A 15333-nucleotide genomic window follows, 5' to 3' on the forward strand; every position below is an offset into this window, starting at 1 on the left:
TTTTATCTAAGTCCTCTCAAGCCCTTTTAAGGCTTTAGTCCATCTCTGTAGCCATGTTGTAAGCATCATTAATAACTTCTCATCATTTTCAGCTTCAATCCTACTTGGCCATCATGGACAACTTTAAATGCATCTCGAAGTTGATGCCTAACTAACGAAGACACACTTTTAGGCATTAGGTAATTGGTTATCGGTAATGAATGGGTGTATTGATAGCCCTGATTAGAAAGGCGCATATGCGCAATAAACTCATGGGCATCAGCAAGATTGAGTGCATCTTTACGATTAATAATGTTTTGCTCCATAAGCACACGAATACGCTTTGCGGTATTCACTTCTTTAATCCCCGCCGACAAGGCGTACACCCGGGCAATATCATTAATAAGTGCATTCCCTTTATGCTTTAGATCGATTCCTTTTACTTCTGAACCATCACGCTCTAATACAAACTTTCTAAAAAAGCCCAGCGGCGGCGCACTCGTCAGTGAATTACCAGTTAACCCTGCCAAGAAAATATCGTTTCCTTTGGTTTTACTCAGTACTGAATCTTGTAAGCCATCAAATAAAGATTGTGGCCCGTAAACACTGCGCATATCAAAAAAGATACTGGCATGCATCAGAGCTTTCGGTTCTGGTGTATTCACCCATTTATCAAATACCGATTGCCATTTCTCTAACGACATGCGCCATTTAGGGTTTTGCGCCATAATATCGCCCGGACAATAAATATAGCCACACTCGTCCAAACCTTTACAAACCGCACGAGATAACGCTTCAAAATAACCTGCGGCGGCTTCATCTGGTTCATGAGCAAGCAATAAACCGTTGTCTTGATCTGAACATGCTGCTTGATCTTGTCGCCCTTGTGAGCCAAAAGCTAGCCAACAAAAAGCCATTGGCGCTTCGCCTAGGATCTGTTGATTGAGCACAATTAATCGCCGAGTTAACGCATCAGTGACAGAGGTTAGCACACGGCCAATCTCTTCAGCTCGAGCATCAGCGCTAATTAAGTTTTGTAGCAATAAAGGAATTTGTTTACTGACTTGAATTAAACTAGCGATATCCTTTTGTCGCTCAATCTCACCTATCAGCAATAACGGCTGAGAACTTTGGCCGCGAAGAATGTCTGTGCTGGTCACAATCCCTTTCGCTTTGCCATCTTCAATCACTGGCAAATGATGGATATTATGAGCACTCATCAGCAGCATAGCTTCAAACACCAGAGCGTTAGACTCAATAACTACCGGGGTGCTTGTCATTGCTTGATGCACAGGTAAATTTCCATCAAGGTTTTCTGCAAGCACACGATTACGCAGATCTCTATCGGTTAAAATCCCCACCAGTTTGTGATTATCGATAACAAGCACTGATGACACTCTGGCGCCACGCATCAATCGACTCGCCTCAGCTACCGTTGCTTTCATATCAATGGTTAACGGTGTTTGCGACATTAAACTGGTAATACGGCTTGTTGTGGTTAAATCTTTGGCCTTAAAACGGCCTTGGTGTCTAAGCCTTTTTGCAAAGGCTCGATTAAAGAAGCGGTCAAACTGGCGACTCTTTTGCCGCAGCAGATCAAACATTTCAGGCGGTAAGTGATACACCAAACTATCTTCTAAAATAGCGACTTGAGTATTGGCATGCTCACCAGATAATAACGATGGGAAGCCAAAGTAATCCCCCTCGCCCAATCTATCTAGCAATTCCCCTTCTTTGTCCCTCACTTCAAAAGCCCCACTGCGTACAATATAAAGCTGTGGATTGTCCGGCGCTAACGGAACAAACCCTGCGGCTTTACCGTAATAACCAATAGTGAGCGATTTACAGCATTGAGACAGTGTCACTTCATCTAAACTATCAAATGGCACTCTATCTTGCAGAAACTGTAAAATGGGATGTAGTTCGCTAGCATCCATAAAGTGATGACTCCAACCAAACTTGTTACTAGCACTATATATTGAGAAGCAATCTAAGCTCTATTCGACCAAAGGCCAGCGACAATAAAAGAGCTAAAATATGCAAGATAATCTAATGGGTAGGTTTAACTTAAAGTGCACTGATAGATGAAAATAAAAAAGAGTGCCGCAGCACTCTTTTATCGATACAACTTTATAAACGCTTAGTGGTCGTGAGCTCCACCGGCCCCTTTAGGGAATCGAATTGATTCCACCATATCAACCACATCTTGCGGTACAGCCTTAGTCACACGGCTCACTCCAAATGCCACAGCAAAGTTCACCATCATGCCAAACAGACCAATACCTTCAGGTGACACACCAAGTAACCAGTTATCAGCCGTGTTTGCACTTGGGTTAACAAACTTAAAGTACACAATATAAGATGCAGTAAATAGCAGGCCGGTAATCATGCCTGAGATCGCACCTTCTTTATTCATTGTTTTAGAGAAGATCCCCATGATAATTGCAGGGAATAGTGACGATGCAGCAAGACCAAATGCAATTGCAACAACTGCCGCCACAAAGCCTGGTGGATTAATACCGAAGTAACCCGCCATGACAATACCCATTGCAGCTGCAATACGTGCAAACATGAGCTCTTTTTTATCTGAAATATCTGGCATAAAGTTTTTCTTCAACAGGTCATGCGAGACTGAAGTAGAAATTACCAGTAGCAAACCTGCTGAAGTCGATAATGCTGCAGCAAGACCACCGGCAGCCACTAATGCAATCACCCATGCTGGTAGGCTAGCGATTTCAGGAGTTGCAAGCACAATGATATCGCGGTCAATCTTCATTTCGCTTTCAGGACCCTTTGCGTAATAAATCTTGCCGTCTTGGTTTTTATCATCCCATTTTATTAGACCTGTCTTCTCCCAGTTTTTAATCCATTCTGGCGCAGTTTCATAGGCAACACCTTTTGACTCTGGACCATTAATGGTTTCAATCATATTCACACGAGAGAACGCGGCTAAAGCCGGAATGGTGGTAAACATAATCGCGATGAATACTAGTGTCCAACCCGCAGATACACGTGCATCTTTTACTTTAGGCACGGTGAAGAAACGTACAATAACATGAGGTAAACCTGCTGTACCAAACATCAAAGCACCGGTAATAAAGAAGATATCAATCGTGCTCTTAGAGCCTTCAGTATACTGGGCAAAGCCAAGATCTTTAGACAAGCCATCTAACTTATCTAATAAGAACTCACCAGTACCATTACCAGCGGCATCAACTAACTCAGCACCAAAACCTATTTGCGGTAAAATATGGCCCGTCATCATCACCGAGATAAAGATCGCCGGAACCATAAACGCAAAAATAAGAACACAGTATTGAGCCACCTGCGTGTAGGTAATACCCTTCATGCCGCCTAAAACAGCATAGAAAAATACTACCCCCATACCAATATAAACACCGGTCTCGACTTCTACTTCAAGGAATCTTGAGAATACAACACCTACACCACGCATTTGACCTGCAATATAGGTAAAGCAGATGAAGATGGCGCAAAAGACCGCAACTGTTCTCGCAGCCTGAGAATAATAACGGTCACCAATGAAATCTGGCACCGTAAACTTGCCGAACTTACGTAAATATGGAGCCATGCAAAGCGCTAGCAGAACATAACCGCCCGTCCAACCCATTAGGTATACCGAACCGTCGTAACCGACGAAAGAAACAATACCTGCAAGGGAAATAAATGATGCTGCTGACATCCAGTCTGCCGCAGTAGCCATACCGTTCATTACTGGCGGCACACCGCCACCAGCTACGTAAAACTCTTTCGTTGACCCAGCTCTAGACCAAATCGCAATACCGATATAGAGGGCAAAGGTTAACCCCACAATTAAGTATGTTAATGTTTGTACATCCATCTCATGCTTCCTTATATAATTGGGTCAACTTAGTCTTCATGCACGCCATATTTCTTGTCTAACGCATTAGCCTTGGCAACGTAGACAAAAATCAATGCAACAAAAACATAAATAGAGCCCTGCTGGGCCATCCAAAATCCGAGTTTGAACCCCATGAAGTGGATTTCATTGAGTACATCAACTAACAAAATACTGCAGCCAAAAGATACCGCAGCCCATACCGCTAATAATTTAAGTACTAAGCGTAAATTCTCACGCCAATACCCTTCCGCTTGCTCATTACTTTCAAAACTCATAGTGACTCCCATGTACTGTTTTTATATTTAAGTCATGACTTAATCTAACAAGCACAGAGCCAACAACAATCGCGACCTTAGTCTAACGCCAACGTAAAGCCAAAAGGCACGCAACAAAAAACCATTACAAAACAACAATATAAATATTTACGCGCACGTCAACCGAGCTATTTTTCAAACAAAACCTTAGACCAAGGTAGTATTGGTTTGATAACTAATTGGCAGGATTTTGTAGCGCGCCACGAAGTTTGGCAGAACGGTTCGGGTGGTTTGGCAAAAGTCGAGTCAAAAGATTTTGCAGGCGTGATGTAGCGCATCGCGAGATTTGAGAGAAAACACTCTAAAAGAATTGAGATAAGATTTTTAAACTAGATTTAAAATAGTTTTAATTAGCCAATAAAATAAATTTACTCAGGGCCTTTTCACTGTATCCACATAGAAAAAACATTCATTTCTACAACTCATTAGATTGTCATCTTCACTCACCTAATCCCCCCAAATACGAGACAAAGATCACAGTGTAAACATTAACCAAATTATGCCATTGAATTACAAATTAAAAATCCTCATGTCTTATTTGTACTTTCAAATAGGATAACGATAATGACAAAAGAGAGAAAACCAAAATACGAACTCGGTAATGTTGTGACCCTCGTTAGTGGTGGGCCAGATATGGCAATTAAAGAAATTGTAATCTCTATTAACAAAGAGTTTCATGGCAATTATAAAGCTCAGTGGTTTGCAGGTAAGAAGCTTGAGATGGGGGTATTTCCTGAGGAGTCACTAAAATTGGCAGCTAAAAAGGCTGACTAAATATGACTCCTACCGATGTATCAGACTGGATGTTGCTAAAACTTCAGAAAGAAGACTGCATCTATCAAGATGACGTAGTTGATTACATAGTCAAATCTGGAGCCGAGGAGCTGCTAAAAGAAAATGCGGATGGAAATTTAGTACTTTCACAAGCAGTTTTAAAAGCATTTAAATTAGCAACGCCTGATAATGTGGTTTGGGTACGCTCAGACTTTTATTGGCGTTGGCGAGTTACCGAGGATGAGCCAGGAAGGCAAGCTAGAGGCTAGTCAAAGGCCCTTATGGGCCTTTACATTATATATTTTAACATTCTCTTATACGTTTAAATATCCATTTCGCTGAACGGTAGGTCTGCGGCTTGGCCTTGTACTTGGCCGTCTATGATGTAGACCTTTCCGCTTGCGACTGAATCGCCTAACACCGTCTGATAACTGCCATCTGCGTGTTTTACTGTGGTGGTTCCATTGCTGGTTGATATTACCGTTGCCACTGCGCGTTGCTGCTTTGGGGTTAAGTTGCCAAGGCGCTGATATAGGTTGCTCATACTGCTACCTCATTCCGTAATAGCCTCACGGTTTGATTTACAGTTACCTCACCAGAAGTTGAGTTAACACTGGCATTAATCGCAAAGCTATCGCATACCGACTTGAACAACTCAGTGCCTTTGCGAACGCCCACCAACATCCCAGGCCGCATCGGTGGTAGGTCTGCCATCACTTTAGTTCTAATACTGTTTTGTATCTTATTACCTGCGTTGGCCAGCTCAACCGTTGCGCGCATTCTTGCGGCCTGATTATCTGTAATCAGTTTATCGACGATATCAGCTGAAAAGTTATCGCCTGCAGAGCCTGTACGCTTGACCTTAACCGCAACACCTTGCTGTTCACCACGCACAAACACCGCATTAGCATCAGGTCGAATTTCACTCTTTTCGTTAAAGTCCATAATCACAGCGTCATGTAAAATTACATCTGGTATGGCGGTAGCAACATTCCAAGGTACGGTTGGCCATTGAGGGATCACCGTTATTGTCTTTGTTTCGTTATTGATATCTAGCATCGCACCGATAGCATTTGCCATCATGTTCAGAGCCTCGGCGGGGGTCTTAGCTGCATAGCTAAATGCATTAGCAGGCACATTGAAATCAGTGAGCTTGCTTTTTAGTGTCCAGCCCATGTTTTCAATAATGTCGCCCATCAGTCCCATAAAGCTACGAGCTTGGGTATTCACATAATTACTGGCTTTTACATACGGCGCAGACAGTTCAGCAAGTCGTCCTCGGCCTGATGCAGTGTAATTTGATTGTCCAAAGGATTTGTTTTCGCTGAGGCTTTCACACCACAGGTAAAAGTCGTACCCATTAATACTGATTTTAAGTAGTTCATTTGCAGCACGCTCAGCATCAATACGAGATGAGAAACTCATATTGCCACTGCTAGCCCACTGCCCTCTAGATTGAGAGATTGTTACCGACTTAAGTACAATCGCTAGTCCATCACTTATACGCTCACAGCGAATTTGAGGATGCATTAGGTAACTCCTTCTAATTTGAGGTTCGATTGGGATCTTAAAATCTATGGGAGGCAAAGATGGGTTAGTATCAACTTGGCCGCCGCCATCATCGAAATAACAGTATTTTTCAGACTCGCTAAACCTTAAGGTAATGGGTGAGTGAGCATTATCTAGCGCTGACTCACTAAAGCGCATGGTAAGCAAACCGACCTCGGGTGGTCGGTATTTTGTCGAGCAGATCCACCTCGCTTGATGTGGCCCCCAAGCAATTGCTAATTGCTGATTGATATCACTGCCCGTTATTAGATAACTAAGTGCAAGCTGAACATAGCACTGTTCGCCATTGTTAAAACTTAGCGAGGTATCAAGCTGAAAAGTGGCCGTTAGCAGCCAAGCCGTTTGCAAACAAGCCTCGGTAGCATCAAGGCTTAGCCAATCAACCGCTATGTTGTGCTGGTGCAGTGCAGGCAAGGCCCAAGCAAAGCTATTCACTTGCTGTTGCTGAGCGCCAAGCAATATCGGCAGGCTGATATTTGAATTGTGCAACGGCCCCAAGTGCCACTCCAAGGCGATTTGCTGCTCAGTAACTTTATCGGCAACCCAGTCAAGCTGATAATGATTAGCAACTTTGTTGGTTTGTCCTACTACAGCCAATTGCACCTCGACCTGTAATGGTTCTAGCCAAGGCCACATAATATCTAGCCCTAAACTACCATCTCGGATAGGCGGCTTGGGTGGCTGAATGCCCTCAAACCTCAGCTTTAACGGTGAACGGGAATCAACCCAAAGCTCTGTTAACTTAAGCGTGACACCATTAAACGGCGGTTTATCAAAGCTTAGCTTCAAGGGTGAGGTAGTATCGAGCCAAGGCTGCGATAGCCTCAGCACAACACCGTCAAACTTGAAATTCAGCGATATTGGTGATTCGACGTTCGACCAAGGTTCATTGAATTTCAAGGTCTTCATTGTGACAAGTTCACCGTGTTACCATCAACCAACTGTAGTTTTACACCGTCGGCAACTGCGGCATTGTACTGTAGGTCATTATCAAGTATCCCGACAAGTAATAGAGGGTCTGCCGTAAAACGAACATCCAGTACTAATTTATATATACCTGACGGGGGGCGCAGTGCGTAACCGAGGGTCTTACCTGTCGTTCTATCCATGACGAAAACAGCTTCGGATTTTTCGTCCATGTCCAACTCTAACAGGCCGATGTTAAGGTTAGGTACAGGGTCTCGGCTGACACGTAAGATTTTATTATTCATACCATGACACCATATCAATAAGCATGTGGGACGCACCAGCATGGGCTTGGCGAAGCATCCAGTATTCACGACCATCTTGGTTCACCACTTGAGGCCACGGTTGGTCTGCATACCCGCCTTGTGCAAACTGGTACAGACCAGCCATTACGCCCCTAATCGACGGACGTGTTGTACTATCCTTGATGTACAGACCGTGAGCATCTTTTGTGGTGTTAGTTGCTGATGCCACACGCATATATACGTTCGATAAAGTCAGTGGAACCGGCGAACTCCCTTTTGATGTCGCCAATGTTGACGTTGAGAATAAATCACTGAACGGCATACCCAATTCATACATCACATGTTCACCACTGTTGTCGGTGTCAAGAATACGACATAAATCAGTACCGTTACTTGCAATTTCCATCGTAAACGACCAAGACGAACCAGAATGGTCGCTCTGAGTGTAATAATACGCGACGAAAGTGTTTTGGTCTGACGGTATCAATGAATCAAAATCCCCGTAAAAACCCGTCCATGAATCCGACACCCCCAGTGACATGTTAGATCTGTCAGATTGTGTAACGATGAAATAAAACCCTCGCGTTGTCCCAATCACAACCCACTGCTTACTGGTAGCTCTCGGCGCTGCTAAACTGTTATACGGGGCTATGTCGGGTATCCAAGTATCTAATCCCGTCATCGTTTTGGCGTGCTTGTAGTTAACCTGACCGCCAGCGGTGTCACTTGTACCCCAAAATTGAACATAACCGCCGCTACCGTCAACAGGTGAGTTTCTAAACACAACCTTGTTACTAGCAACGTCCCCGTAAGGCATTGTCCAACCAAGTCCCTGCTTATCACCGTACCCATCAACTAAACATGCCTTAAGGACTGCTAGAATCTCTGTAGGTTTTCTATCTACTATCTGCGGCGCTCCCACGTCGTCCCATCGATATACTGTTACTGGTAATGCCATTTTTATATCCTTAATCTGCTAAATTGCTTAAATAGTCCACACGCTTAAAAGCGTTACGATTCATTACCACGGAACGAAAGTACCGCTTTATCGGTGGTTATTTGACTGTGCCCTGCTTGCACTGTTCGCAGTGCCATTAATGGTTTAGCTGAGGCGAATGTCTCAAAACGAATCGCCTCGCCTGCATTCCAACCACCACCAAACGCTGCAGCTCGAATAATAAAAAATGGACTGTTTGTAAGTGGGTTGATGGGAGCTAAATCGTTTAGCGTGTCGCCTACAGCAATTTGCCCTAGACGCTTACCAATACAGCGAAATGCGGTTGGTGAGGTAAACAGTAATACCCAATCTTCATTAACGGCTGTGTCGTTAGTTAACTCAATTGGGTTGTCCACTGTGTTGAGGTTGCCCGTTGCAGGCGCACCATCTACCTCCCAATTGTTTGCCCAAGCAGTCATATCGCGCACCTTACTCACTCGCGCTTGCAAATCCCCAAGTACCTGCACACTCGCAACGGTTGAGTTGATTGGATACTCTTGGGTTAAATCACTCGACAGCACTAGCGAGGTATCATTTACCACTGACACTAACGCTAGTTCGCCGATGGTATCGCTTAGCACAAAAGGTGCAGTAAAGCCGGTAAAGTCACTATTGATGCTAACTGCACCTGCTTGCTTATCTAGAGTGTAATGATCATTGGTAGCGGTCCATAAACTGGCACCGTTGGCATCGGTAATGTCCGCAAATCGAGCACCTACCCGAATATTTTTAGTTTGGCCTGCGGCAGGGGCTGTTACTGCCTGGTATTGGGTATGCTGCAGTGCAACGGTTCCCCACTCACGAAAAATATCGACTATGCCCTCATTAGGAATCCTGAGTGGATTTAAACCGTAAATTTCGGCGGGTGGTAACTTACGAAATTGTTCCGTAATGTCATAGCGCAGCGTCGTTAAATCAACGGCATTGGTGAATACCAGCTCCACTAACCCGTTAGTAATCGTACCGCTAACACCTGCACCTGTAATGGTGCCGCTACTGTCGGCGCTGGCACTAACTAATGCTCTATCAGATATTCTTTCTACCTGCAGGTAAAAACTCTCAATAAGTGGTGAAGTAGCGGCTAATGCAAAGGTCGCATTGCTGTCGCCAGCATCGACTACAGCACTCGACTCAACAATACCTGCATAACTGAGTGTAAATGGTCCACGGCTTACATTATGATGAGTAACTTGCCCTGTTAAGTAGTCGATAGTGGCAAGCAGCTCGACCCCATCATAGAGCTTGCCAGTATTGTCCCCTGCTCGCTCATACACTTCTTGGTTTTGATAATTACTATCATCGAACACCACTAAGCCCTTTATAGTCCCCACTGTGAGCTGTTTGCCAGCAGGGAACGCCACGCTGCTTTGATAGATGTCATAGCGATAAGAAGACTTATAACGCAAGGTGACATTGTCTTTGATATAGAGTTGAGCATTTGAGGTGAGCGTGACCGTAATATTGCCCGAACCATGAGAAATATCTTGTACATAATGCGAACCTCTATAGCTCGCGGTCGGCAGTAATGAAATCGCAGTTAAACCGTCTGGATCTTGCAAGACGTCGGGGGCGCTAAACACATAGCTATAGGTCCCCTCACTACTTGGCTGAGTTAATATTTTATCAAATACCTCGCTCACGGTTAGATCACCACTGTCATCACTGCCGCCAGTAATGGTGTTACCTGGTTTGGGAACTTGAGTAATAATGGCGGGTAACAATGACGCCTTAGTTTGCTTAACTGCTAGCGTCGCCGCTGAGGCTGCAGCGGTTAACTTAGTGACACCATGAAACACCAGTGGTGATGCAGAGTTAACAAATCGTAATTTAGTACAGCGACTCTGACTGTTAATACTCTGGTTAGATTCTGGTGTAGCAAAAGGAATGGCAGGTTCAAACGTAATGTAGCCCACTTGTCCGTGACCCGTTTTTGAAGCTGAAACCACTTTACAGAAATGTGTTTTACGAGGCCAAGCAGCATCCTCGTTACCAGTGTATTCAACGCTAATCGCGATAATATGCCCAACACCTAAGTAAGTTGTTTTCCAATATTCACGGCCATTAAACATATAGCTAGATTGCAAATAATCGGTTGAAAAAGAATTTTGATTAACCAAAAATCCAGGGCCACCATCGCGAATTAACCGTCCAGCGGTTACTGACGACTCAAGGATCTCTTTCATATTGGTCATTCTGGCTCCATCGTCTAACGCATCAGACTCAACCAAGAACATCGATACCAGCGGATCGGTTGGCGGTTCACTGATAAAGATATGACCATCAAGCAAAATGCTAGTGTCTGTTGTATCGAGTGCAGGGTAACACTTGGCGATATCAAGCGATGATTGGGCATGGTCAATATCTGATATGGCGCTGAATAGCTCGTTTAGCTTACCTGATTCAACTGATAACTTAGTCCGTTGCCCTCCAGCTTCATCGCTTGACCCGAGCAGTTCGGGCTTAAATACTTTTAAATTCTCGCGTGTAATAGTCATATACTTTCTCTTCAAATAATGGCTAATTAAACAGTGATTAATTTGAGGGTGATTGCATCAATTTGCTCTGGGTCGTCATCGCTGTAATTGATCGTAGGAACGCCGCTAATTGGCTGACTACTGTAGTCCCACATCACTGTTAACTCAGTGCCATTAATGTTGAGGTTAAAGCTGTTTGCGCCTGCTGTATTAGCGTGGGTTTCAAGTGTTTCAAATTCACTCAAGGCTTCAGCATCGCTATAAAGCACCACAGGCTTTCCCGCTTGTTTACTCGCGACTTCTATATGCTGTGAGCCATCTAATGAATATTCAGCTCTACTCACGAAACTCGAATAACCAAAGCGATTAAGCCAAACAAATTGCGGTAACGGTATGCCATCTAAATGAATCATGAGGTCGCCTTAATCTGTTCTAGCTCGCTAAATAGCTGCTGCTTAAACTCTTCAAGTAAGTCAGCTTTCACCACTCGTCCCGACGGCATAACCAATTCAAGACGAACCGTTTCAACACGCCTAGTGTTAACAGTTTTTTCAGCGTTATAGCTACTGACAGTTGGTGTTGGTGCTACAGTTCGCGAAATACTAGATTCACTACTTGTTGCTTGCTCCTGCTGGCGACGTTCAGCAGCTTCAGCGTCCATCTGTTTAAGCTTGGTTTGATAGATTTCTTTACTTAGGCGCAGCGCCTCTTGGGCACTGGTTATGGCGGTTTTATCTTGAGCTGTTTTTGCAGCGTTAAGTTGAGCCTCAAGCTCGGCCTGTTGCTGCTCATAGCGACGCTTTTCAATAGCGGTTTGATTATTATTAAGTTGGTCGAGCTCATCTTTAAGGCTATTAACGGTGCCATTAATATCATCACGCAGATCTAAGATGCGGTTACGGGTTGCATCTATGGCCGCTTGTAGTGGTTTAAGCTCTTCATCACCTAATTCACGAAGTTGAGCTGTCGCATAGCGACTGATCTCATTAACCCGTTCAAGGGTAATGCTTGAGCTTTCAAGCTCATCAGTCCAACGACGAATTGCCAAGGTTTCGCTAATGATACGTTTTTCACGAATAAAGGCTTGGTTACTCAGCTCGGCAAGAACATGCCAAAACCCAGTGCTCACCTGCATATTGCGCATGATCATCGCAGTCAGCTGATCTTGCCTATCTTTTAGCTTTTCAGTCGAATCAGCTGCAAAGTCAAACTGCTTATTAAGGTGCTGATATGCACCCGCAAACAAATTGACATATTCAGTCGCACGCCCCGTGGCCTTCTCAAGTGCTGCCAGTTCTTCTTTTTGCTCGGCGAGGGTTTTGGTTGTTTTACCTGCCTGCTCGTCTAAATCTTGTTCACCATCTTCAAGCCCGCCCATAAGACGCTCTAAGATCCGAAGAACTTCAATAATGCGCTCTTTCTGTTTTAAGTATTCTTCTGCAGTCAACGCACCATTCTTGTAGGCATCATCTAAATGCAATAACTCTTTTGAAACGGCCTCATACTTGTCTTTAAGCTGAATATAATTGGCTGACTCTAACGCTTGCACTTCAGTAAGCTGCTTAGTCTGTTCACTAAGCTTTCCTTGCAGCTCGGTAAGCTCTCTTTGTGCTTGTGCCTTGTCTTTGCTCGATGCTGTCGAGCTATTCATCACATCACGGCATTGCTTAAGTCGAGTCTCAGTTTGCTGCAACTCTTTAGATAATTTAGCTTGTTCAGGCGATAACGTTTTAACGCTATCGCGGTAACCATATTGCTTAGCAACTAAGTGTTCTAACTCCAGCGACAACCCCAAAGTTGCAGCTTCAGCTTTTAAGGTTTGTGGTACCGTTTGGCCTGTGGCTTCAGCAGCGGTTAAAGCCGCCTTAGCCCAAGCGATAAAGGCATCTTTTTGTTGCTCAATTGGCTCACGATTGTTCTTTATTAAATTAAAAGCGATTTCAGCTTTAGTACTCGTTTCCTGTAATGCTTGGCTGCTAGTAAGTCCAAGCTCTTTATAAGCTTGCTTTAGCGCGTCAGCGCCTTGGGCTGTGGCGTCAATATAGACTTGTTGTTGCTCAAACTTGCTACGTAATTCTGTTAGTAATTTTACGTGCGCCGCATACTCATCACCTGCCGCCTGCAGCGGAGTAATTGCAGCATCAATTTGGCGGATAAACCCACCCATACCGCCTTTAACATCATCAAGTGACTTGGTTTGCTCACTTAAAGTCAACGTGAGGCGCAGCGCTTCATCTATGGTTAACCGTATAGGTTCAACCACTTCAACCGCAGCTTGGGTTACCTCTTCCATTGCTCTGGCAGCATTAATCCACTTACCACTTGCATCATCGTAAGTGAGTAAACCATCTTCAACTGCCTGGTTAAACTCAGCCATGGTGGTGAAAGCAATTCCGGTTTGCTCACTCAGGTCTTGTAAGGCTGCTTCAAGTTGTTTAGTACTATTAGCGGCTTCACGTTTTGACTTTGCCAGGGCTTCTTCGGCAATCAATAGCTCTTGATAAACCCGAGCCAGCTCCACTAACTCTGCAATGAGTGCAAGGTACAACCCTGCACGGGCTGCAGCAGCCAATGCTACTTTGAGCTTTCCGGCAGCTAAAGTGGCTGATTGTGAGGCTGCTGTGGTGCCTGCAATCGCTCCGCTATACAGCTTTAATACGCCAATAGCCGCATTTGCACCTGTCACTACCTGACTAAAATAACTGCCCACTTTTAAGGCCAGCCAAGCTTTTGCCACAAAGCCAATTTCTTCACGATAGTCATAGAGCATTTCTGCGCCATCTTTAACCGCAGAACCTATGCTCACAATGGTGTTACTAACTTGCTGCGCCCACTCCTTTAAACGACCATCATTGGCCATGGCGGCAAACTCAAGGTTAAGTGCGCTAATCTGGCCCTTAAGCCAATCGAGTGCACCTGATTGAGCAATCAAGTCGTAAAAGTTGCTCATATTGTCTTTCAGATTTGACACTTGGCCGCTGAGCAATGCCATTTGCGCCGCGGCACTTCCATCACTCGCGCGGCCCATTTCATCGATAAGCGCTTGGATCACATCTCGACCCAACTTGCCTTGTTCGCTCATCTTCTGCAGCTCTTGGGTATTCTTACCAGTTACCTTGGCAAGCATGTCCCACACAGGTACACCACGTTCAATTAGCTGTAAAATCTCTTCGCCTTGCAGTTTTTGTTTTGCCCAGGCTTGGCCCAAGGCTAAGGTAATCCCCTCCACCTCTTGAAAACCGCCGCCCAGTTTAAAGGCCTGGTCAACAATGGCTTTCATCGAGCCGTTCATGGGGTCAAGGCCAAAGGCTTTCACTTTAACAAAGGCTTGGTTAACTTCACTCAGCTGTAGCGGCACATCAGTGGCAAACTGTTTAACCCAAGCCGTCGCTTGTTTGCCCGATTCAAAGCTCCCCATCACTGCTTGCATCTGCACGCCTAAGCGCTCGAACTGATCGCCCGTGGCAAACACATCTTTCACCGCTTGCGCTACACGGTCTAAACCAAAGTATGCTCCCGCTAATGCAGTGACTTGGCCCACCACGCCACGTAAGGATGCCGCATTATTTCTTGCCTGGGCATCACCGCGGGCAAGTTGGCTGGTAAACTTGTCCACCTTACGGCCAGAACCATCAAGCTGAGAGCTTAGCTTTCGTTGAGCGGTAGTGAGATTGTTGTAATCAACACCGGATTTAGACAACGCATTTTGCAGCTTGGTATGGCTAGCCGTTTGTTTTGCCAGCTCGGCCTGCATCTGCTCCAGCTCTTTTTCAGCCGTGTCGATTGAGCGCGCAAGCTCTACAAAAGGAGCATCAGTCTCGCTCGCGCGTTGCTTTAGGTCTTGCAGTCCCAGCGCAGCAGCCGTTAGCGCAAGCTCTTGTTGCTCTAACTCATTGCGTGAACGTTTAAAGTTATTAATCAAATCTTGCTGGTTGGCAAGGCTATCGAGTTCACTGGCCAGGGCAGCCGCTTTAGGATTAGCCACATCCGACTCTTGGCCGACGCGCGTTAGCTCATCAACTAAAGCTTGAATGTCTTGCTTGCCTGTGGATTCAGCCACAATGCGCAGTGCTAACTCTAAGGTTTTATCGGCCATGATTTACTCATTTATTGTTGGTATTAGGTCGGCTTTAAT

At 44.9% G+C, this 15333-nt stretch carries 12 protein-coding genes; 2 read left to right on the forward strand and 10 right to left on the reverse strand.

Annotated elements, in window-relative coordinates; all coding sequences use genetic code 11:
* Positions 1-68: 68 nt before the first annotated feature.
* The 3 genes from MSG37_RS03360 to MSG37_RS03370 form a co-directional block, all read right to left on the reverse strand.
* On the reverse strand, positions 69-1916 hold the full coding sequence (locus tag MSG37_RS03360) for a DUF294 nucleotidyltransferase-like domain-containing protein (protein ID WP_248469160.1): 1848 nt from the start codon (positions 1914-1916) through the stop codon (positions 69-71).
* 203 nt (positions 1917-2119) lie between these two features.
* Positions 2120-3838, reverse strand: a complete 1719-nt coding sequence (locus tag MSG37_RS03365; RefSeq protein WP_248469161.1) for a sodium:solute symporter family protein — start codon at positions 3836-3838, stop codon at positions 2120-2122.
* Positions 3839-3867: 29 nt separating this feature from the next.
* Positions 3868-4134 carry a DUF4212 domain-containing protein gene (locus MSG37_RS03370; RefSeq protein ID WP_248469162.1) on the reverse strand — a complete coding sequence of 89 codons (267 nt, stop codon included), beginning with the start codon at positions 4132-4134 and terminating at the stop codon, positions 3868-3870.
* Positions 4135-4737: 603 nt separating this feature from the next.
* Here MSG37_RS03370 and MSG37_RS03375 point away from each other — a divergent pair.
* Positions 4738-4947 (forward strand): DUF2158 domain-containing protein, encoded by a 210-nt coding sequence (locus tag MSG37_RS03375; protein WP_248469163.1) that lies wholly within the window; start codon positions 4738-4740, stop codon positions 4945-4947.
* 2 nt (positions 4948-4949) lie between these two features.
* A complete protein-coding gene (locus MSG37_RS03380; protein WP_248469164.1) occupies positions 4950-5216 on the forward strand; it encodes a hypothetical protein in 267 nt (88 codons plus the stop codon).
* 53 nt (positions 5217-5269) lie between these two features.
* On the opposite strand, the gene MSG37_RS03385 is transcribed toward MSG37_RS03380, so the two are convergent.
* The 7 genes from MSG37_RS03385 to MSG37_RS03415 all read right to left on the reverse strand — a co-directional run bounded on the left by MSG37_RS03385 (position 5270) and on the right by MSG37_RS03415 (position 15294).
* Positions 5270-5491: a hypothetical protein gene (locus MSG37_RS03385; RefSeq protein ID WP_248469165.1), complete on the reverse strand. Its 222-nt coding sequence runs from the start codon at positions 5489-5491 to the stop codon at positions 5270-5272.
* The gene (locus tag MSG37_RS03390; RefSeq protein ID WP_248469166.1) at positions 5488-7425 is read right to left on the reverse strand and encodes a hypothetical protein; all 1938 of its coding nucleotides are present in this window, start codon (positions 7423-7425) and stop codon (positions 5488-5490) included. The genes MSG37_RS03385 and MSG37_RS03390 overlap by 4 nt, the downstream gene beginning before the upstream one ends.
* Positions 7422-7625, reverse strand: coding sequence for a hypothetical protein (locus MSG37_RS03395; RefSeq protein ID WP_248469167.1), 204 nt, complete (start codon positions 7623-7625; stop codon positions 7422-7424). The genes MSG37_RS03390 and MSG37_RS03395 overlap by 4 nt, the downstream gene beginning before the upstream one ends.
* A 94-nt stretch (positions 7626-7719) precedes the next feature.
* The gene (locus tag MSG37_RS03400; RefSeq protein ID WP_248469168.1) at positions 7720-8133 is read right to left on the reverse strand and encodes a hypothetical protein; all 414 of its coding nucleotides are present in this window, start codon (positions 8131-8133) and stop codon (positions 7720-7722) included.
* A 605-nt stretch (positions 8134-8738) separates the two neighbouring features.
* Complete coding sequence (locus MSG37_RS03405) at positions 8739-11219, reverse strand: hypothetical protein (RefSeq protein ID WP_248469169.1); 2481 nt, start codon at positions 11217-11219, stop codon at positions 8739-8741.
* A 26-nt stretch (positions 11220-11245) separates the two neighbouring features.
* Positions 11246-11611: a hypothetical protein gene (locus tag MSG37_RS03410; RefSeq protein WP_248469170.1), complete on the reverse strand. Its 366-nt coding sequence runs from the start codon at positions 11609-11611 to the stop codon at positions 11246-11248.
* Positions 11608-15294 carry a tape measure protein gene (locus MSG37_RS03415; protein ID WP_248469171.1) on the reverse strand — a complete coding sequence of 1229 codons (3687 nt, stop codon included), beginning with the start codon at positions 15292-15294 and terminating at the stop codon, positions 11608-11610. The genes MSG37_RS03410 and MSG37_RS03415 overlap by 4 nt, the downstream gene beginning before the upstream one ends.
* Positions 15295-15333 lie beyond the last annotated feature (39 nt).

Origin of the sequence: Shewanella sp. 1CM18E (assembly GCF_023161665.1) — a bacterium.
In the GTDB taxonomy this organism is placed as follows: domain Bacteria; phylum Pseudomonadota; class Gammaproteobacteria; order Enterobacterales; family Shewanellaceae; genus Shewanella.

What these genes read in the sequence shown, in the direction of transcription:
- MSG37_RS03360 (WP_248469160.1), bottom strand. Translation starts at nt 1,916, where the DNA reads ATGGATGCTAGCGAACTACATCCCATTTTACAGTTTCTGCAAGATAGA.
- MSG37_RS03365 (WP_248469161.1), bottom strand. Translation starts at nt 3,838, where the DNA reads ATGGATGTACAAACATTAACATACTTAATTGTGGGGTTAACCTTTGCC.
- MSG37_RS03370 (WP_248469162.1), bottom strand. Translation starts at nt 4,134, where the DNA reads ATGAGTTTTGAAAGTAATGAGCAAGCGGAAGGGTATTGGCGTGAGAAT.
- MSG37_RS03375 (WP_248469163.1), top strand. Translation starts at nt 4,738, where the DNA reads ATGACAAAAGAGAGAAAACCAAAATACGAACTCGGTAATGTTGTGACC.
- MSG37_RS03380 (WP_248469164.1), top strand. Translation starts at nt 4,950, where the DNA reads ATGACTCCTACCGATGTATCAGACTGGATGTTGCTAAAACTTCAGAAA.
- MSG37_RS03385 (WP_248469165.1), bottom strand. Translation starts at nt 5,491, where the DNA reads ATGAGCAACCTATATCAGCGCCTTGGCAACTTAACCCCAAAGCAGCAA.
- MSG37_RS03390 (WP_248469166.1), bottom strand. Translation starts at nt 7,425, where the DNA reads ATGAAGACCTTGAAATTCAATGAACCTTGGTCGAACGTCGAATCACCA.
- MSG37_RS03395 (WP_248469167.1), bottom strand. Translation starts at nt 7,625, where the DNA reads ATGGATAGAACGACAGGTAAGACCCTCGGTTACGCACTGCGCCCCCCG.
- MSG37_RS03400 (WP_248469168.1), bottom strand. Translation starts at nt 8,133, where the DNA reads ATGGAAATTGCAAGTAACGGTACTGATTTATGTCGTATTCTTGACACC.
- MSG37_RS03405 (WP_248469169.1), bottom strand. Translation starts at nt 11,219, where the DNA reads ATGACTATTACACGCGAGAATTTAAAAGTATTTAAGCCCGAACTGCTC.
- MSG37_RS03410 (WP_248469170.1), bottom strand. Translation starts at nt 11,611, where the DNA reads ATGATTCATTTAGATGGCATACCGTTACCGCAATTTGTTTGGCTTAAT.
- MSG37_RS03415 (WP_248469171.1), bottom strand. Translation starts at nt 15,294, where the DNA reads ATGGCCGATAAAACCTTAGAGTTAGCACTGCGCATTGTGGCTGAATCC.